This window comes from Mesorhizobium sp. P2_E7, from assembly GCF_056403855.1.
In genome coordinates this window covers 1,561,162-1,580,259 of sequence record NZ_JBFUER010000001.1, presented here as the reverse complement: position 1 = coordinate 1,580,259, position 19,098 = coordinate 1,561,162, and the positions used below count along the sequence as shown (strand labels likewise).

Here is a 19,098-nt window from a genome sequence, read left to right as displayed (position 1 = left end):
GCATAAGCAGGCGGTATGGTTGTTGTTTCGCATTTCCTGAAATGGATCTACACCGCCAAGGTATCGGAGCGTGCCGCCGCGGCGAGCGCGCTCGCCAGGGCCTATATCAACGCCGAACTGCCCTTCGAGGACCGCTGCGCTGCGGAGGCGGCGCTGACGCTGCTGCTTGATGACGCTTCGTCGAAGGTGCGGCTGGCGATGGCCGAGGCGCTGTCGATGAGCCATCACGCCCCGCTGCAGATCATCAGCGCGCTTGCCGCCGACCAGCCGGAAGTGGCGGCCTTGGTGTTGGCGCGCTCGCCGCTGCTCACCGATGCCGATCTGATCGACCGCGTTGCTGCCGGCCACAAGGCGACGCAAAAACTGATCGCCGACCGGCCGGTCGTCTCGATGGCGGTTGCCGCGGCCATTGCCGAGATCGGCGAACCGGAAGCGTGTGCCGCGCTGCTCGCCAATGACGGCGCCGATATAGCATCGCTCAGCTTTCGCCGCATGGCCGAGCGGCATGGCCATATCGCTCATTTGCGCGAGGCCATGGTCACCGATGTCAGGCTGCCCGCCGACTGCCGGCATATGCTGCTGGTCAAGCTCGGCGAAACGCTGAAGTGTTCGCCGCTGGTGATGGCGCTGATGGGCGCGGCCAGAGCCGAGCGCGTCACGCGCGATGCCTGCGTCAAGGCTTCGGTGCGGCTGGTCGAAGGCACGCGCACGGAGGAACATGGCGCGCTCATCGAGCATCTGCGGCTGCGCGGCGATCTGACCGCTAGCTTCATCATCCGCACCATTGCTCACGGCAAGGTCGACTTTTTCGGCTCGACCCTGGTCGCGCTCAGCCAGCAGCCGGAGCAACGGGTGCGGGCGCTGCTTGCCGGCGGCCAGGATGTTGCGCTGCAGGCGCTGTTTCGCGGCGCCGGCCTTGCCGCTCCGACCCATGGTATCATCCTGCGGGCGCTCAAGATCTGGCGCGAGGTCGCCAACGGCAAGCGCGTCGCCGGCGTGCAGGAAGTCAGCTGGCTGATGCTGAAGGAACTCGGCGGCCAGTCCGCCGAAGGCGATCTCGCCGGCCTGGTCAAGTCGATCCATCTCGACGCGCTGCGCGAAAACGCGCGCGGGCATGCGCTGGCGATCGCAGCAGCTTAGGCGTGCTGATATTCAGGTGATGCCGGCCTGCAAACAGCTGATGCCTGCGCTTCCGGTGCTCACGTACCGAAAGTACGCTCCGCTCCGGCTCTCGGTATCAGCTGTTTTCGACTCGGCCTGACCTGAATCTCAACACGCCCTTTGTCCTGCCTAGCCCCTATCCTTGGCGAAAAAATCCGGAAAGTCCTCGACCGCGGCGGCGATGATGCGCAGCGAGGCTGCGATCTGCAGCGTGTCGGCATTGCTGCTGCGCTCTGAGAGGCCGGCTGCATATTGCCGGGCGACGGCGATGGTTGCCGTCCGCGGATCGCCGGGTGCTCGAAACAGCAGTTCGCGCGCCAGGCCGCGCAGGAAATTGCCGATCGAAAGCGCGGTTTCGGAAGGCGTGGCCGGGCTCTGCTGCGCGGTGCGCAGGCGCAGGATTTCGAGGCCGAGAGTGACGGCGGCAACGCTGCCACCGAGAACGGCATCGCCTTTCCGGCCGGCGTTCTGCAGCAATGGCATCAGCTGGTTGATGCGGTCATAGGCGAGGCTCTCGAAGGCCGAACGCCGCGGCACCCGCTCATGCAGGCAAAGCCGGGCCAGGTCCTCGCGCATGGCGCGCACGATGCGGTTGGCGGCAAGCCACGGATCGGCGGGCAGCACGACGATGAAGACGCCGATCGCCAGCAGGATGCCGACCAGCACCGATGCCGAGCCGGCAAAGAACGGGCCTGGAGCATAGGTCATCGCCTGATGCGGGCTGAGGAAGGCGAGGAAGTTGATGGCAAAGGCGGTCGCCACACCAACAGTGCGCGGATTGGCCATGCCCAGCGCCGTGGGTATCAGGATAGGCACGACAAACAGCGCGAACCAGCCGAAGCCGGGCAGAGCGGGCAGGGCGATCTGGCCGACAAGGAAGGCAAAGGGCAAAGCCAGCAGCGTTCCCCTGAAGAAGCCCCAGGACACCTGCACCGGGTCAGGACGCGCGGCGAAAAGACTGGAGACGACAGCCACGAGAATGACGGTTCCGGCCGCATCGGACCATTTCGTCGTCAGCCAGAAGGCGGCGACCGCCAGCGTGGCGAGGGCCGCGCGTATGGCATTGCGCAAGGCGCCGGGGTAGTCGCGGTGCACCACCAGTGCAGGCTGCTGCCTGTTGCCCCGGCCCGGGCGCGTCACCGGTGCGCGCAGAGCGTCGAGACCGCGCAGCACCTGCTTGAAGGCTTCGGCGAAATCGGCGGCGATGGTCAGGCGCGTTATGGTGCCGACCCTGTCATCGCCCTGATCGGTCGAGGCGTCGGGCATTTGCCGGGCCTTGCCGGCAATCGCGTCGAGCCGCGTGACCCAGGGCGACGTGTCGTCCAGCGCCTCGGGCGCGGCTGCAAGTTCGCTGACCAGTGACTGCAGTTCGGAGCGCACCGGGATGAGTGCTGCGTTTTTCGGCGCCGCGTGCGAATGCAGCGCGCGTGCTGCCGACAGCGCCGACAGGAGCTGGCCGATGGTGCGGCGGACCGGATGGGCGCGGCTGGCGAAGCTCGGCGCTTCGAGCCGTGCATAGGTGCGCATCTCGGCCAACGTCTGAGCATCGGCGATCAGCTTGCGGTGCAGACCGGCCAGCGTCGCCGGGTCGCCGCCGGAAAAGGCGCCGCCTGCATAGGTGGCAAGGTCGAGGATGCTGCGCTTCAGCCGCGAAATGATGGCGTCGGCGGCCAGCTTGGGCAGGATCAGCCGGCTGGTCAGACCGGCACAGACGATACCGAGCACGATCTCGGCGCAGCGCGCGACAGCGAGATCGACGATCACATGCGGCTGGCCGAAAGCCGGGAGCCCGATGATCATCGCGGTATAGCCGGCAAGGGCCGCGCCATAGGCTTCCGGGTTGCGCAGCAGCGACGAAACCAGCGTGCACAGGCCAATCCAGACGGACAGCGCCGTCACCAGCAGCCACGGATTGGTGCCGAAAACCGAGGTGATGCCGATCGCCGCGAGGCCGCCGGCCAGCGTGCCGAGCAGCCGGTAAAAGCCTTTCGCCAACACCATGCCGGCGACCGGCTGGGCGACGATGAAAACCGTCATCATGGCCCATTGCGGGTGGTCGAGTTTCAGCGCGTAGGCGACGAGAAGCGCGATCAGGCTGGCCGAAACGGTGCGCAGGGCGAAAATCCAGTCAGAGCGTGTCGGCTGCGTCAGGCCAGCCAAACTGGTTTCGAAGTAGCTTTTCAGCCGCGCCCAGATCACAAGCTGGTCTCCGTATCAGAAGCGCAGGCTAGACCGGCTGTCCATCAGATATCCAGCACTTCCGTCGCGGCGAATTCAGCGCGTTCCTGGATGAAGCGGAAGCGCGCCTCGGGCTTGGTGCCCATCAGCGCATCGACCGTGTCCTTGGTCGCAGCCACGGCATCGATCACGTCGACCCTGAGCAGCGTGCGCTTCCTCGGGTCCATGGTGGTTTCCTTGAGCTGCGAGGCCATCATCTCACCCAGGCCCTTGAAACGGCCGATCTCGACCTTGGCGCGGCCGGTGAACTCGGTGCGCAACAGCTCGTCCTTGTGCGCGTCGTCGCGGGCGTAGGCGACCTTGCCGCCTTGCCGGATCGAATAGAGTGGCGGCACCGCCAGATAGAGGTGGCCGCCATTCACCAGGTTCGGCATTTCCTGGTAGAAGAAGGTGATCAGCAGCGAGGCGATGTGGGCGCCGTCGACATCGGCGTCGGTCATGATGATCACGCGGTCGTAGCGCAGATCCTCGTCGCGGTATTTTGAACGTGTGCCGCAGCCGAGCGCCTGGATCAGGTCGGATATCTGCTGGTTGGCGGCCAGCTTGTCGTTGCCGGCGCTGGCGACGTTGAGGATTTTGCCGCGCAGCGGCAGGACGGCCTGGCTGGCGCGGTCGCGCGCCTGCTTGGCCGAGCCGCCGGCCGAGTCGCCCTCGACGATGAACAGCTCGGCACCCGCCGCGGCATTCTGCGTGCAGTCGGCGAGCTTGCCGGGCAGGCGCAGCTTGCGCACCGCGGTCTTGCGCGACACTTCCTTTTCCTGGCGCCGGCGCACCCGCTCATCGGCGCGCGCAATCACCCATTCCAGCAGCTTGGAGGCTTCCTGCGGATTGTCGGCCAGCCAGTGGTCGAACGGGTCACGGATCGCGGTCTCGACAATGCGAATGGCTTCGATCGTCGCCAGCCTGTCCTTGGTCTGGCCGACGAATTCCGGCTCGCGGATGAACACCGACAGCATGCCTGCCGCCGAGATCATGACGTCTTCGGAGGTGACGATCGAGGCGCGCTTGTTGCCGACGAGGTCGGCATAGGCGCGCAAGCCGCGTGTCAGCACATTGCGGAAGCCGGCCTCATGCGTGCCGCCTTCGCCGGTCGGGATGGTGTTGCAGTAGGAATTGATGAAGCCGTCGCCGCCGAACCAGGTCACCGCCCATTCGAGCGAACCGTGGCCGCCCTGCTTCTCGCTCTTGCCGGCGAAGATTTCGCGCGTCACCTGGAAATCGTCGCCGAGCGATGCCTTGAGGTAGTCCTTCAGGCCGCCGGGAAAATGGAACTCCGCCTTGGCCGGCGTCTGGTCCTTTTCCTTGATCAGCGATGGGTCGCAGCTCCAGCGGATCTCGACGCCGCCGAACAGATAGGCTTTCGAGCGCGTCATGCGATAGAGCCGCGCCGGCTCGAAGGCGGCGCCCTTGCCAAAGATCTGCTCGTCGGGATGGAAGCGGATCTTGGTGCCGCGTCGGTTGTGCACCTCGCCGAGCTGCTCCAGCCCGCTCACCGGAACGCCGCGCGAGAATCTTTGGCGGTAAAGCTGGCGCCCCCGCGCGACTTCGACCTCGAGATGGTCCGACAGCGCATTGACGACAGAGACGCCGACGCCGTGCAGGCCGCCGGAGGTCTCATAAACCTTGGAGTCGAATTTGCCGCCCGAATGCAGCGTCGTCATGATGACTTCGAGCGCCGGCTTCTTGAATTTCGGATGCGGATCGACCGGGATGCCGCGGCCATTGTCGGTAACGGTCAGAAAGCCGTCGGCCGAAAGCTCGACATCGATAAAGGTGGCGTGGCCGGCGACCGCCTCGTCCATCGAATTGTCGATGACCTCGGCGAACAGATGGTGCATCGCCTTGTCGTCGGTGCCGCCAATATACATGCCGGGCCGGCGCCGAACCGGCTCCAGCCCTTCCAGCACCTCGATGTCGGCGGCGCTATAACCTTCGCTGCCATCCTTGGTCGCGGCAGAACGCTTTGTGGCCTGCACCAGCGGATCGGCCGGGCGCGCCGACGTCCGGGTTGGTTGGGGCTGCTTTTCCAGATTGCCGAAAAGATCGTTGTTGTCGTCCATGCCTGCCATAGAATCCGGTGCCGCGAATCACCCGTCGATACTGCCACGCTTTTCAGCGCCAAGCGACGGAAGTTCCTGTTACGTTCGGGGATTTAACCCCTTCTTATCCTAAAACCTTTCGATAACCAAGCCGGCGGAAATAGGTCCGCGCGGACGCTCCGGGATTCCTGAATCTTTAACAAAGCGGCCTAACGTGGGCCTCAACAAACAAAAGACCACATGCGTCAGGGGTTTAGTTGTGAGGGGCAAGGCCATAACGATGATCGGCATCGCCGCCGTTTTCGGCGCGATCTCGATCTTTGCCGCGGATTTCTGGGTCAAGAGCCAGGCCAAGGCAGATGCCGAGGAAAAGACGGCATCGATCCCGGCGCCCGTGACCCCAAAAGTTGAGTTCAAGACCATCGTCGTGGCCAACGCGCCGCTGCGTTACGGCATGGAACTCGACCGCGCGCAGCTCACCGAAATCCCGTGGTCGGAAGAGTCGGTGCCGCAGGGCGCCTTCACCACCATCAATTCCTTGCTCGCCGAAGGCAGCCGCGTGGTGTTGTCGCCGATCGAGATCAACGAACCGGTGCTGCTCAGCAAATTGTCCGGACCGAATGGCCGCGCGACGCTGTCCAACATGATGACGCCCGGCATGCGGGCGGTGACCATCCGCACCGACGAGATCGCCGGTGTCGGCGGCTTCGTGATGCCGGGCGACCGGGTCGACGTGGTGCTGACACGCGATGCAGGCGAAATCCAGGAAGTGGCCAAGAACGCGCAAGGCGCGGCCGGCTCCACAGTCACCTCCGAGATCGTCGTCTCCGACGCCAAGGTGCTGACCGTCGGGCAGGGCGCCGACCAGCGCCAGACCACGCCGCAGATCGCCAATTCCGTTACAATCGAGGTGACAACGGACGGCGCCCAGAAAGTGGCGCTCGCCCGCACCGTCGGCACCTTGTCACTGTCGCTCCGCTCGGCCGCCGATGGTGGCACTGCCAAGGACGGCGTCACCACCATTTCATCCTTCGGCGGTTCGGTCGCGTCCGGCGTTCAGGCTGCGGCCGGCGCGCTGTTCACCGCCGCGACGAAGGAGCCTGAGAAGCCGAAATTCAAGACGATCATCGTGACGCGCGGCACGCAGGTCGAGGAATACCAGGTTCCTGCGCGGGACCAGCCATAACTGCCGGTGGGGACCGGGCGAGGGACGGGACAGATGTCGGGACTTCATGCATATCGGATGACGAAAGGGCTGCGCCCAATGCGGGCGCTTGCGATGGCGGCTTGCCTCGCCGCGGCCGCAATGGTCGGCCTCAGCGCGCCGGCCAAGGCCGACAATGACATCGTCTATGTGTCATCGACCAAGAATGCGTCGATCAAGGTAGCCAAGGGCAAGCCGAAAACGATCATCACCAGTGCCGCCTTCTACCAGATCGTCATCGGCGATCCGGAGATCGCCAACGTCAACCCGCTGACCGACAAGTCCTTCTATGTGCTGGGCAACAATCTCGGCACCACCGGCGTTGCCCTGTTCGACGAGAACAAGCAGCTTGTCGGAACGGTCGACATCGAGGTGACCTTGGACACCGACCAGCTGGCCAGCACCATTCGCGCCAGCGTGCCGGATGCCAAGATCAAGGTCGGCTCGGCCAACGGCCGTGTCGTGCTGTCGGGCGAGGCCGATGACGCGGTCGCCGCAGAGAAGGCGAGCAAGATCGCCAGCCGCTTCTCCGGCAATGAGGAAGTGATCAATTCGGTCAACATCTCGTCCTCGCAGCAGGTTCAGCTCAACGTCCGCTTCGTCGAGATCAACCGCCAGGCCGGACAGGATCTCGGCGCCAAATACAGCGCCAATTTCGCTTACGGCCTTGGCGGGCGCGACGTCACCATCGAGCCGGGCACGGTGCCGGCGGCGGGCAATGGCGAGATCATCGGCCGGCTGCTGTCGAACGGCCTGTCGATCGACGTTGCCATCAAGGCGCTGGAGGAGCGCGGCCTTGCCAGGCGGCTGGCCGAGCCGAACCTGATCGCCCGGTCGGGCCAGACGGCAAGCTTCCTCGCCGGCGGCGAGTTCCCGATCCCGGTTTCCGAGGACAATGGCAAGATCTCCGTCAGCTACAAGAAATACGGCGTCAGCCTGGATTTCACGCCAACCGTGCTGAAGGACGGGCTGGTCAGCCTCGACATCGCGCCGGAAGTGTCCTCGATCGATGCCTCGGCCTCCTACAATATCGGTACGATCTCGGTGCCGGGCTTCATCGTGCGCCGCGCCAGGACATCGGTCGACTTGAAGAACGGCCAGAGCTTCATGATCGCCGGCCTGCTGCAGTCGCAGAACGACATCACCACGTCGCGTCTTCCCGGCCTCGGCAAGCTGCCGGTGCTCGGCTCTCTGTTCTCGTCGAAATCCTATCAGCGGCGCGAGACTGACCTGGTGATCATCGTCACCCCCTATCTGGTCAAGCCGGTCGATCCGTCCAAGAAGTTGCTCGAGCCGACTGACGGCACGCAGCCGGCCAGCAATGTCGACTATTTCCTCAACAACACCGAAGAAGTGAAAACGTCCGACGCCAACCGCGCCATGGCAATGGCCAGCGGCAGCACGGCCCAGTCGGCCCCGGTCACCACGGTCGGGCACTTCCTCGACCTGCCGAAGGATTGAAGCCATGCGCGTCGAACCATGCATTGCGCTGCTGCTCGCCGGCCTCGCCAGCGGCTGCACTAGCGACGACTATGTCCGCAGCGAGGGGACGACGACGGGCGCCGGCAACGCGCAGGCTGCCAATACGGCCATGCAGATGGTCGACCCCTGGAAATATGGCGTCCAGAACACCAGGCTTCTGGTGCCGGCGCAGCGCAGTGACGCCGCGGTGAATGCCGCCGATCAGGCGGCGGCAGCCAAGGCCGTGCAACCAACAGCGACAACCGATTGATTTGCCTGGCGATTTGACCGGGAATGACCTGACAGGCTGACAAAATGGCAAGCGGCATCAAGACCAAGAAAATCCTGCTGGTGTCCAGTGACCGGACCTTTGTGCAGGATACGCGCACCGCGTTCGCGGCCTCGGAGGTGATCCAGCTTTCGACCGTCGAGAAGAACATTTCCGAACTGCGCGGCGAGGTCCAGGAAGCCGATTTCGGCGCGCTCATCGTCGACATGGATGCGGCAAAGCTGGAGGAGATCGAGTCGCTGCAGCGCATCATGCGCCGGCTCGAAGGCCGCGTTCCGGTCGTCGTCGTCACCCAGGAGTTCAACGCCGCCGCGGTCCGCATCCTGGTGCAGCTCCAGGTTGCCGACTTCCTGGTCAAGCCGATCACCACCGCCGATCTGGTGCGTTCGGTCGTGCGCGCGCTGCAAGGGCCGGGACGCGAGGAAAACACCGAGTCGCAGATCTACACCTTCATGCCGGCCGCCGGCGGCGTCGGCACCACGACGCTGGCACTGCAGACCGCCTTCCAGCTGCATCATTCGGTAACGCGCGGCGCGTCGACCTGCGTGGTCGACCTCAATTTCCAGCAGGGAGCCTGCGCCGAATATCTCGACCTCGAGCCGCGCTTCGACATCACCGAAATCGAAAACCAGCCCGAGCGCCTCGACCGGCAGCTGCTGGACGTGATGCTGTCCAAGCATGCGAGCGGGCTCTGCGTGCTGGCGGCGCCGACGCGTCCATCGGAAATGCGCTCGTTCAAGACCGATGTCGTGGTGCGCATGCTCGATCTCGTCTCGGCCTATTTCGACAATGTCGTCATCGACATGCCGCGGACCTGGTTTCCGTGGACGGAGACCGTGCTGCTTGGCTCCAACAAGCTCTACATCGTCGCCGAAATGACGGTGCCGTGCCTGCGCCATACACAGCGGCTGATCCAGGCGGTCTACGAGACGGCCGGCAAGGAGGTGAAGCCGAACGTCATCGTCAACCGTTTCGAGCAGAAGATGTTCGACAACGGCGTCAAGCAGGCGGATGTCCAGGCAATCCTCGGCGAGCATTTCGTAGGCGGCATCGCCAACAATTACCGGTTGGTGCGCGAAGCGGTCGACCGCGGCGTGCCGCTGCACGAGATCGACCCGAACGCCAATGTCGTCAACGATCTGAAGAAGATCATTCTGCCGGAGGAAGCAGTCGCGACGCCGGAGAAATCACGCTCGCTGTTCGGCATCGGCAGGGGCCTCCTGAAGAGGAAAGCCGGATGACCAGCCGCTTCTCGACCTTGCAGAACCGTGACGTCCGTCCGCTGAAGCCGGCCGATGCGGGGCCGGTCGCACATCATGCGGTGGTCATTCCGACGATCCGCAAGGCGTTGCCGCCGAAACCGGATGCGACACCCGCCAAAAGCGCCAACAAGGTGCTCGATGCCCGCGTGCGCATTCACCGTATGCTGCTCGAGGAAATCAACCTTGTCGCGCTGGAGCGCCTGCCCAAGGAAGAGATGCGCCGGCAGGTGCAGGAATTCGTGTCGGAAAAGACCCGCCAGGAACGGATGGCGATCAACACCGTCGAGCTCGAGGCGCTGGTCGACGACATTGTCGACGAGATGGTCGGCCTCGGCCCGCTCGAGCCGCTGCTCAAAGACCCCGACATCAACGATATCCTGATCAACGGCCACCAGAACTGCTTCGTCGAAAAACGCGGCAAGCTGCAGCAGGTCCATATCCCATTCAAGGATGAGGCGCATCTGTTGCGCATCATCAACAAGATCGTCGCCGCCGTCGGTCGTCGGGTCGATGAATCGCAGCCGATGGTCGACGCCCGCATGCTCGACGGCTCACGCTTCAACGCCGCCATCCGGCCGGTGGGCGTCGACGGGCCGCTGGTGTCGATCCGCAAGTTTTCCAAAAACAAGCTCGGCCTGCACAAGCTGGTCGAGTTCGGCGCCATCACCCAGAATATGGCCGAGGTGCTGGCCGCCGCCGTGCATGCCCGCAAGACCACCATCATCTCCGGCGGCACCGGCACCGGCAAGACGACGATGCTCAACGCATTGTCGGCCTTCATTCCGGAAGACGAGCGGCTGATCACCATCGAGGACGCGGCCGAACTGCAATTGCAGCAGCCCCATGTCGCACGCATGGAAACGCGCCCGGCCAACATCGAAGGTCATGGCGAGCTGAAGCAGCGCGACCTGGTCAAGAATGCCCTGCGCATGCGCCCCGACCGCGTCATCCTCGGCGAGTGCCGCGGCGAGGAGGCCTTCGACATGCTGCAGGCGATGAACACCGGCCATGAAGGTTCGATGGCGACAATCCACGCCAACACGCCGCGCGACGCCATTTCACGTCTCGAACAGATGCTGGGCATGACGGGCATGCCGATGACGGTGCAGTCGATCCGAAGCCAGATCGCCAGCGCGCTCGACCTTATCGTCCAGCTGACGCGCCTGTCCGACGGCAAGCGCAAGGTGACCAGCGTCGCCGAGGTGACCGGCATGGAAGGCGACGTCATCCAGATGCAGGAGATATTCCGCTTCGTGCGCACCGGCATGGAGGCCGACGGCACCATCCTCGGCCACTATGAGGCGACCGGCATTCGCCCGCGCTTTCTTGAGGATCTGCGCAATATGGGCATCGAATTCCCCGGCAGATATTTCGAACCCGGCCGGCCGCAGGAGTAGCGGCGTGTTCGAGAATTTCAGCCCAATCTATGTCGTCTATGCCGCGGCAGCGCTGACCGGCATCATGATCGCGGAAGGCTGCTATCTGCTTTATGCCGGCCGCAGCGACAAGCGCCTGGCCATCAACCGGCGCATGAAGCTGCAGGAAAGCAAGATCAGCCAGGAACAGGTGCTGATCCAGCTGCGCAAGGAGCGCGGCCTGGAAGCCGGCACGTCGCTGTTCTCGCCAGATCGTTTCCGCGCCTTGCGCACGCAGTCGGGCATGGTGATGCCTTTGCCGAGGTTCCTGACCATCACGACGGGCGTGGCACTGGCGCTGATGCTCACCGTGCTCTGGTACGGCCTGCCGCTGCTGCTCGCCATCTTGTTGTTTGTGATGCTGGCAGCACTGCTACCGGTGCTGGTGCTGCGTACCATGCGCAGCCGACGGGTCAAGCGGTTCGGCGTGCAACTGCCGGAGGCGCTGGAGCTGATCACGCGCGGCCTCAAGGCCGGGCATCCGGTTCCGGTGGCGATCTCCATGGTGTCGCGCGAGATGCCCGATCCGATCGGCAGCGAGTTCGGCGTTATCTCCGACGAGGTGACCTATGGTTCCGATCTGGTTTCGGCATTGAATTCACTGTTCGACCGGGTCGGCCAGGAGGATCTGCCGCTGTTCGTCACCGCGGTGTCGATCCAGACGAGTTCGGGCGGCAATCTGCGCGAGATCCTCGACGGGCTGTCGACGACCATCCGCGAACGCGGCAAGCTGCGCCGCAAGGTACGCGCCATTTCGACCGAAGGCCGTATGTCGGCCTATATCCTGACGGCGGTGCCGGCGCTGCTCTTCACTGCCATCATGGTGTTGATGCCGCAATTCTATCAAAGCGTCTGGGACGTGCCGAAGACCTGGTATCTGCTGGGCGGTTCGGTGACATGGCTGATGCTGGGCAACATCATCATGTTCAAGATGTCGAACTTCCGGTTCTGACATGGAACAGGTGATCCAGTTCCTCGCCTCGCTGGCGCCGACGTCGATGATGCCGGTGGCTGCTTTGCTCCTGGCGGTGGGCGGTGGCGCGGTGGCGTGGCCGCTGGTGGTGGCCAAAGGCGACCGCAACGATCTCAAGCGCCGGCTCAAGATCGATGACACGAAGGCTCCCGAGCAGGTCGAGGCGGCGCCGAAGAAAAGCCAGAGCGTCGTGCGCGAGAAGGCGGTTAAGCGGGCGCAGGAGTTCTACGCCAAGAGCGATCCGGAAAATGTCGCCCGGCTGCGCATGAAACTGATCCAGGCAGGTTATATGGAGCCGCGCGCCGTCGGCACATTCTTCCTGATCCGCTTCGCCTGCCTCGTGGGCGCGGCGATCGGCGCGTTCCTGGTCAATCAGTGGATGGCGAGCGCCGATTCCACCACCACCAGCCGCTGGGCCTTCATCATCCTGTCGGGAGCCGCCGGCTATTTCGTGCCCGGCCTGGTGCTCAGCCAGAAGGTGCGGGAAAAGATGCGCGAATACCGCAACGGCTTTCCCGACTTCATGGATTTGATGATCGTCTGCTCAGATGCCGGCATGAGCATGGAAGCCGGCATCGAGCGCGTCTCGAAGGAACTGGCCAAGACCTATCCGTCGCTCAGCCAGAACCTGCAGCTGGTGTCGCTGGAACTGAGGGCTGGCCGCAGCCTCGACGATGCCTTGAAGGCGCTCGCCGATCGCCTCAGCCTGGACGAGGTGCGCTCCTTCGCCACGCTCCTGCAGCAGTCCAAGGAACTCGGTACCAGCCTCGCCGGGGCGCTGCGCGTGTTCTCCGACGAAATGCGCCACAAGCGCATGTCGCTGGCCGAGGAAAAGGCACATGCCTTGCCGGCCAAGATGTCGGTGCCGGTGGTGGTATGCATCCTGCCGGTGGTGCTGATGATCGCCGTCATCCCGATCATCGTCAAAATGACTACCGCGCCGTAGATACGCCGGAGCCATCAGGCGACTTCCTGCGGTTACGCACTTCAATTAGCCCTGCCTGGATTTCGCGGGACCGGCCTGCGCGGCCGCTTCGGCAAAACCAGAGAATGAGTGATCAGCCAATGCGAATAGTCTTGTGCACCGTCTTCCTAAGCCTTGCCACGGCCGGCTTGTCGCCTGCCCAGGCTGCAGCCGGCGACTGCGGCGATGCTGCCGCGCTGGTGCAGCAGGCCTATCCCAAGGCCCGAATGAGCGCCGACGGCGCCTCGTTCACACTTGAGCCCCACACCAGCATCTCCCTGACATCCCCACAATACGACTACGATACGCCAGGCCTGGTCTGCAAGATCTGGCCTGCCCATGACGATCTGCTGTTGGTTGCGGTGCCGCTGATCGACAGCGCCCAACCCAGCGACAGCCATGTCGGCGATGTGGAGATTCTGGTCGTCGACAGGAACAACCTGCAGGTGCGCCAGCGCCTGCTCCAGCCCGTGACCGACGATGCCATCGCCATCCGCAAGGTCGAATTCGATACCGGCCGCTATAGGCTGGCGCCCGAGATCACCGCCTTCGGCCTGAGCATCGACAGGGCAAACCATTCGCAGCCCAATCCCTTCAGAGAAACCGCCCTGCGGCTTTATGCCGTGGACGACGATGCCCTGCGATTGGTGCTCGACGGCCTGGTCGTGGCCGGCTTTGGCGGCGAAGGCGATGCCAGTTGCGCCGGATCCTTTCATTCCAGCCAGGTCAGCCTGGCGATGAGCCGGGCGAGCCATCACGGTTATCGCGACATCAGCGTGGTCGAGCGGACGGATACCGACGAACCCGCGATCGACAAGAATGGCGAGTGCCAGTCGCATCCCGGCAAATCGGTGACGCGGACCTACCGGCTGCGCTATGACGGCAGCCGCTATCCGGTTCCGGAGGCGCTGAAGGCGATGGAGCCCTGACAACGCGGCTGTTGCGGCCTGGTGGTTAATGGCTGGTATGCCGGAAACCAAATTTTCAGCGCATTTCAGCACCGAAGCTTAATCGCTCTCCTGTACAAATGATCCCCAGAGAATGACCCGGTAAATCGGGCGATTGGGGCCAGGGCATGCGTCACAGAAGTTTCACGGCAATGGCCGCGCTAGCGGCCGTCTTGATGGTTGGCGGCTGTACGACCGAGAACGTCGACAAGACCAAGACCACATCGATCCAACCGGCGGCAAAGGACGTCAGCACGTCCGACCTGGCGCAAGGCAAGGCGCAGTTCCGCGACGCCAATTACGGCCTTGCCGAACAGCATTTCCGCAAGGCTGTAGAGCTGAAGGCCGACAGTGCCGAGGGCTGGATGGGGCTAGCCGCGTCGTATGACGAGCTCGGCCGTTTCGACTTCGCCGACCGCGCCTACGACCAGCTGTTGAAGGTGGCCGGGCGCAAGCCGCAGATCGTCAACAATATGGGCTATTCGCAGCTGCTGCGCGGCAACAAGAAGAAGGCGAGAGCCCTGCTGATGGAAGCAAGGGCCGGCATGGCCGACCCGACCGTTGTCAACGCCAATCTGGCGCTGCTCAACAAGGGTTGAGGCTTCGCAACCGTCGTTTGCGGTATCTGCCGCCATCTATCGACGGTTTGTAAACCCTGTCGGAAATTTGCACTTAAAGCCCTGCCAAAAACGGTATCTCGAAGCGATCGCTCGCCTATGATGCGGTGCAACCGACGATCCCTGAAGGCTGTCGTTCACCCATGTTGGATTTTAGCTCGCTCCTGCTGGCGGCTGCGCTGTCAGGCACATGCCTCAGCGTTACCATGTTTGCGATCTGGTTCACGGCGCCGCGGGCGCGCTTCGTGTTGACGGTGGCGTGCGGCATCCTGGTGCTTGTCGCCCATGTCATTGTCTTCTGGCGCTACACAAGGGAGCCCAATCCCTGGCTTTGCCAGGCAGCTCTGGCGCTGCTCAGTCTCGGTTTCCTCACCCTTTCGCTCTCGGCCATGCAGTATCTCGGCGTGCGCAATTACAGTCGCGCCGTCCTGCCGGCCCTGCTTGCGATGGCGATCTGCGCCGGCGTCACCTATCTCGGTTTCGACGGTGCCGGCTTCATCCTTACCTATGCGACGGTAACGGCGCTGCTCGTGTCGATCGGAGTGATGTTCTGGCACAAGGGCGGCCACGACCGTCGCATCCTGCTGGTCGTATCGGGCCTGAGCGGTGTTTGCGGCCTGTCCTTCGGGCTTTGCGGCGCGGTGCTTCTGGTCAAGGGCCAATGGGTGCTGGGCGTCGCCCCCGACAATTGGGCCGAGCGGTTGAATTCCGTCGTGGCAGTCGCCTGCATGACGGCGCTCGGTGCGCTGACGCTGTCGCTGCACCATTTGCAGACGCAGATCGAACTGAAGGCCGAGACCATGACCGATCCGTTGACCGGCCTGATGAACCGGCGGGCCTTGAACTCGCTCTATGGCGAGCGCGTCTTCGGTCCATTCACGTCGGTCGTCATGTTCGACCTCGATCATTTCAAGCGGACCAACGATGTCTATGGGCACCCGGTCGGCGACCGGGTCCTGTGCCGCTTCGCCGCAATCATCAAGAAATATGACCGGGTCGGCGTCGACGCCTTCCGGCTGGGCGGCGAGGAGTTCGCGCTGGTCATATCGCGGATGACGCATGACAAGGCCCTCGACCTCGCCAGCAAGATCGGCGTCGCCTTCGGCACGGAAGTGGTGCCGACGCCGCGCGGCCCGCTGCGCAGCAGCGTCAGCGGCGGCATCGGCTTTGGCGAGGAGGACGGCAGCAGTCTCGACGAGGTCCTGGCCGAGGCCGACAAAGCGCTCTACGCGGCCAAGCACGCGGGACGAAACCGCGTGCTTATGCTGGACAAGGCGAGCAAGGCCGAGAAGCCGGCCTTGCGTTTGGCATGATCGGCTAAGCCTTTACTCGGCGGCGCCGAGATATTCCGACAGCGGCGGGCAGGAGCAGACGAGGTTGCGGTCGCCGGCGACATTGTCGATGCGCGAGACTGGCGGCCAGTATTTGGCCGCGGTATCGACGTCGCCGGCGGGGTAGGCTGCTTCCAGCCGCGAATAGGGGTGGGTCCACTGGCCGGCCAGCGTTTCGGCCGCCGTGTGCGGCGCGTTGACCAGCGGGTTGTCTTCGAGCGGCCATTCACCCTTCGCCACTTTTGCTGCCTCGCCGGCGATGGCGATCATCGCCTCGCAGAACCGGTCGAGCTCACGCTTGGGCTCGGACTCGGTCGGCTCGACCATCAGCGTGCCGGCGACCGGGAACGACATGGTCGGCGCGTGAAAACCGTAGTCGATCAGGCGCTTGGCTATATCGTCGACACTGATGCCGGCGCTTTCCTTGAGCACGCGGGTGTCGAGGATGCACTCATGCGCGATGCGATCGTGCCTGCCCTTGTAGAGGAGCGGGAAGTGCGGCGCGAGGCGTGTCGCCACGTAGTTGGCCGAGATGATCGCCGTCTCGGTCGCCTGCTTTAGGCCGGAGGCGCCCATCATGCGAATGTACATCCAGGTGATCGGCAGGATCGAGGCGCTGCCGAACGGTGCGGCCGATACGGCATGGCCTGAGCCTTCAGTGACGTGACCCGGCAGATAGGGCTGCAGATGCGCCTTGACGCCGATTGGGCCGACGCCCGGACCGCCGCCGCCATGCGGGATGCAGAAGGTCTTGTGCAGGTTCATGTGGCACACGTCGGCGCCGATGTCGGCGGGCCGCGCCAGGGCAACCAGCGCGTTGAGGTTGGCGCCGTCGAAATAGACCTGGCCGCCATGCTCATGGATGAGGGCGCAAAGGTGACGCGCGCCTTCTTCGTAGACGCCGTGCGTCGAAGGATAGGTGAACATCAGTGCGGCCAGATTCTTCGAATGCTCGTTGGCCTTGGCCCGCATATCGTCCATGTCGATATTGCCATCCTCCAGGCAGCGCACGACGACGACGCTCATGCCGGCCATGGCCGCACTTGCCGGATTGGTGCCATGCGCGGACTGAGGGATCAGGCAGATGGTGCGGTGACCTTCACCGCGCGCGCGGTGATAGGCGCGGATGGCGAGCAGGCCGGCATATTCGCCCTGGCTGCCGGCATTGGGCTGCAGGCTGACGGCGTCGAAACCGGTGATCTCCGACAGCCATCCCTCAAGTTCGCCGACCATGGCGCGATAGCCGGCCGAATGGCTGGCCGGCGCGAAGGGGTGCAGATTGGCGACGCTCGGCCAGCTGACCGGCATCATTTCGGCGGCTGCATTGAGCTTCATGGTGCAGGAGCCCAGCGGGATCATGGTGCGGTCGAGCGCCAGATCCTTGTCGGCCAGCCGGCGCAGCAAGCGCATCATGTCGGTCTCGGAGTGGTTCTCGCGGAAGACCGGCTGGGTCAAAAACTCCTTGCCGCGCGGCTTGCCAGGCATCGCTCCTGTCTCGGCAGTGCCTGGCTTGGCGCCGAACAGGGCGGCGATCGCTTCAAGATCGGCTTCGGTCGAGGTCTCGTCGAAGGCGATGCTGATGCGGTCGGCATCGATGACACGCAGCAACCGGCCATCCTTTTCAGCGGCAGCGTCGATCGAAGCTGCCTTGCCCTTCACCTCGGCCGTCACCGTGTCGAAGCGGCTTGAGCCGAGCACCGAAACGCCTGATGCCTTCAGGCCCACTGCGAGGCGGTTGGCGAGCTCATGGATGCGCGCAGCAATAGCCTGCAGGCCGGTGGGGCCATGCCAGATCGCGTAGGCCGTCGCCATGTTGGCAAGCAGCGCCTGCGCGGTGCAGATGTTGGAGGTCGCCTTGTCGCGGCGGATATGCTGCTCGCGCGTCTGCAGGGCGAGACGATAGCCCGGGCGGCCCTTGCTGTCGGTGGACTGGCCGACGAGGCGGCCGGGCATCAGCCGGGTCAATTTGTCGGAGACGGCGCAATAGGCCGCGTGCGGGCCGCCAAAGCCCATCGGCACGCCAAAGCGCTGCATCGGGCCGACGGCGATGTCGGCGCCCAGCCTGGCCGGTGCATCGGTCAGCGTGAGCGCGAGCGGATCGGCGATGAAGACGACGACCGCGCCGGTGGCACGGGCTTTGTCGATCGCCGCCTTGTGGTCGCCATAGACGCCAAACGTGTCGGGCCAGGAGACGAGCAGAGCAGCGGTGTTGTCGTCGATGGTCTCGCCGTCGATCTCGATGCCGAGCGGCTCGGCGCGGGTGCGCACGACGTCCAGCGTCTGCGGGTGCGGCGTGCCGGCCAGCGCCACCTTGGTGCGCTTGTCGCGATGATGGCGCAGCGCGATGCCGACGGCTTCAGCCACTGCCGTCGCTTCGTCGAGCAGCGAGGCCGATGCCACCGGCAGGCCGGTCAGTTCGGTGACCAGGGTCTGGAAATTGAACAGCATTTCCAGCCGGCCCTGGCTGATCTCGGCTTGGTAGGGCGTGTAGGCGGTATACCAGGCCGGGTTCTCGAACAGATTGCGCTGGATGACCGGCGGCACGTGGACACCGTGATAGCCGGCGCCGATGAAGCTCTTCAGCACTGTGTTTTTCGCCATAGTCGCCGACAATTCGGCCAACGCTTCGGCTTCGCTCGCCGGTGCGGGAAGGGTCAGCGGCAGGTCGAGGCGGATCGACTGTGGCACGGCCTGGCTGATCAGCGTCTCGACGGAGGGAACGCCGATCACGGCAAGCATGGCTCTGACATCATTAACGCCCGGACCGATATGGCGGGCCGAGAAGGGGGTAAGTGCTGCGCTCATCGTTTTCAGGTCCTGTTATCAGCCGATATGGGCTTTGTAGGCGGCCTCATCCATGAGGCCGGCGAGTTGACCTTCGTCGGCGAGCTTCATCTTCCACAGCCAGCCGTTGCCGGTGGCCGCCGAATTGACCAGCGACGGGTCCGAGGACAGCGCGGCATTGGCGTCGGTGATCTCGCCGTCGACCGGCGCATAGACGTCGGAGGCCGCCTTGACGGATTCGACGACCACGGCGGTATCGCCCTTGCTCAGCTTCGTGCCGATTTGCGGAAGTTCGACGAAGACGAGGTCGCCAAGCTGTTCCTGCGCATAGTCGGTGATCCCGACGGTGGCGATGCCGCCCTCGACGCTCAGCCATTCGTGATCTGCGGTGAAATAGGTTTTTGCCATCGGGA

At 64.2% G+C, this 19,098-nt stretch carries 15 protein-coding genes; 11 read left to right on the top strand and 4 right to left on the bottom strand.

What is annotated here, in order from left to right; all coding sequences use genetic code 11:
- The first annotated feature begins 15 nt into the window (after positions 1-15).
- Positions 16-1,140, top strand: a complete 1,125-nt coding sequence (locus AC1DYC_RS08040) for a DUF2336 domain-containing protein (RefSeq protein WP_477405283.1) — start codon at positions 16-18, stop codon at positions 1,138-1,140.
- Between the two features lie 150 nt (positions 1,141-1,290).
- On the opposite strand, the gene AC1DYC_RS08035 is transcribed toward AC1DYC_RS08040, so the two are convergent.
- A complete protein-coding gene (locus AC1DYC_RS08035) occupies positions 1,291-3,360 on the bottom strand; it encodes an FUSC family protein (protein ID WP_477405281.1) in 2,070 nt (689 codons plus the stop codon).
- 44 nt (positions 3,361-3,404) lie between these two features.
- A complete protein-coding gene (parE, locus tag AC1DYC_RS08030; RefSeq protein WP_477405279.1) occupies positions 3,405-5,459 on the bottom strand; it encodes a DNA topoisomerase IV subunit B in 2,055 nt (684 codons plus the stop codon).
- Between the two features lie 238 nt (positions 5,460-5,697).
- Between parE and cpaB the strand changes: the two genes are divergently transcribed.
- The 10 genes from cpaB (at position 5,698) to AC1DYC_RS07980 (ending at position 15,883) form a co-directional block, all read left to right on the top strand.
- Complete coding sequence (gene cpaB / locus AC1DYC_RS08025) at positions 5,698-6,624, top strand: Flp pilus assembly protein CpaB (protein WP_477405277.1); 927 nt, start codon at positions 5,698-5,700, stop codon at positions 6,622-6,624.
- A gap of 78 nt (positions 6,625-6,702) precedes the next feature.
- Positions 6,703-8,103, top strand: a complete 1,401-nt coding sequence (locus tag AC1DYC_RS08020; protein ID WP_477405275.1) for a type II and III secretion system protein family protein — start codon at positions 6,703-6,705, stop codon at positions 8,101-8,103.
- Positions 8,104-8,107: 4 nt separating this feature from the next.
- Positions 8,108-8,374, top strand: coding sequence for a hypothetical protein (locus tag AC1DYC_RS08015; protein ID WP_477401412.1), 267 nt, complete (start codon positions 8,108-8,110; stop codon positions 8,372-8,374).
- A 44-nt stretch (positions 8,375-8,418) separates the two neighbouring features.
- The gene (locus AC1DYC_RS08010; protein WP_477405273.1) at positions 8,419-9,633 is read left to right on the top strand and encodes a CpaE/TadZ family protein; all 1,215 of its coding nucleotides are present in this window, start codon (positions 8,419-8,421) and stop codon (positions 9,631-9,633) included.
- The gene (locus tag AC1DYC_RS08005; protein ID WP_477308378.1) at positions 9,630-11,051 is read left to right on the top strand and encodes a CpaF family protein; all 1,422 of its coding nucleotides are present in this window, start codon (positions 9,630-9,632) and stop codon (positions 11,049-11,051) included. Before AC1DYC_RS08010 ends, AC1DYC_RS08005 begins: the two co-directional genes overlap by 4 nt.
- 4 nt (positions 11,052-11,055) lie before the next feature.
- Positions 11,056-12,021, top strand: coding sequence for a type II secretion system F family protein (locus AC1DYC_RS08000; protein WP_477308380.1), 966 nt, complete (start codon positions 11,056-11,058; stop codon positions 12,019-12,021).
- A 1-nt stretch (position 12,022) separates the two neighbouring features.
- Complete coding sequence (locus AC1DYC_RS07995; RefSeq protein ID WP_477405271.1) at positions 12,023-12,988, top strand: type II secretion system F family protein; 966 nt, start codon at positions 12,023-12,025, stop codon at positions 12,986-12,988.
- A gap of 119 nt (positions 12,989-13,107) precedes the next feature.
- A complete protein-coding gene (locus AC1DYC_RS07990; protein WP_477405269.1) occupies positions 13,108-13,935 on the top strand; it encodes a PA3715 family protein in 828 nt (275 codons plus the stop codon).
- A gap of 146 nt (positions 13,936-14,081) precedes the next feature.
- Positions 14,082-14,552 carry a hypothetical protein gene (locus AC1DYC_RS07985; RefSeq protein WP_477405268.1) on the top strand — a complete coding sequence of 157 codons (471 nt, stop codon included), beginning with the start codon at positions 14,082-14,084 and terminating at the stop codon, positions 14,550-14,552.
- Between the two features lie 161 nt (positions 14,553-14,713).
- Positions 14,714-15,883, top strand: a complete 1,170-nt coding sequence (locus AC1DYC_RS07980; RefSeq protein WP_477405266.1) for a GGDEF domain-containing protein — start codon at positions 14,714-14,716, stop codon at positions 15,881-15,883.
- A gap of 12 nt (positions 15,884-15,895) precedes the next feature.
- On the opposite strand, the gene gcvP is transcribed toward AC1DYC_RS07980, so the two are convergent.
- The gene (gene gcvP / locus AC1DYC_RS07975; protein WP_477405264.1) at positions 15,896-18,706 is read right to left on the bottom strand and encodes an aminomethyl-transferring glycine dehydrogenase; all 2,811 of its coding nucleotides are present in this window, start codon (positions 18,704-18,706) and stop codon (positions 15,896-15,898) included.
- 18 nt (positions 18,707-18,724) lie between these two features.
- On the bottom strand, positions 18,725-19,093 hold the full coding sequence (gene gcvH, locus AC1DYC_RS07970) for a glycine cleavage system protein GcvH (protein WP_477405262.1): 369 nt from the start codon (positions 19,091-19,093) through the stop codon (positions 18,725-18,727).
- Positions 19,094-19,098: the final 5 nt, after the last annotated feature.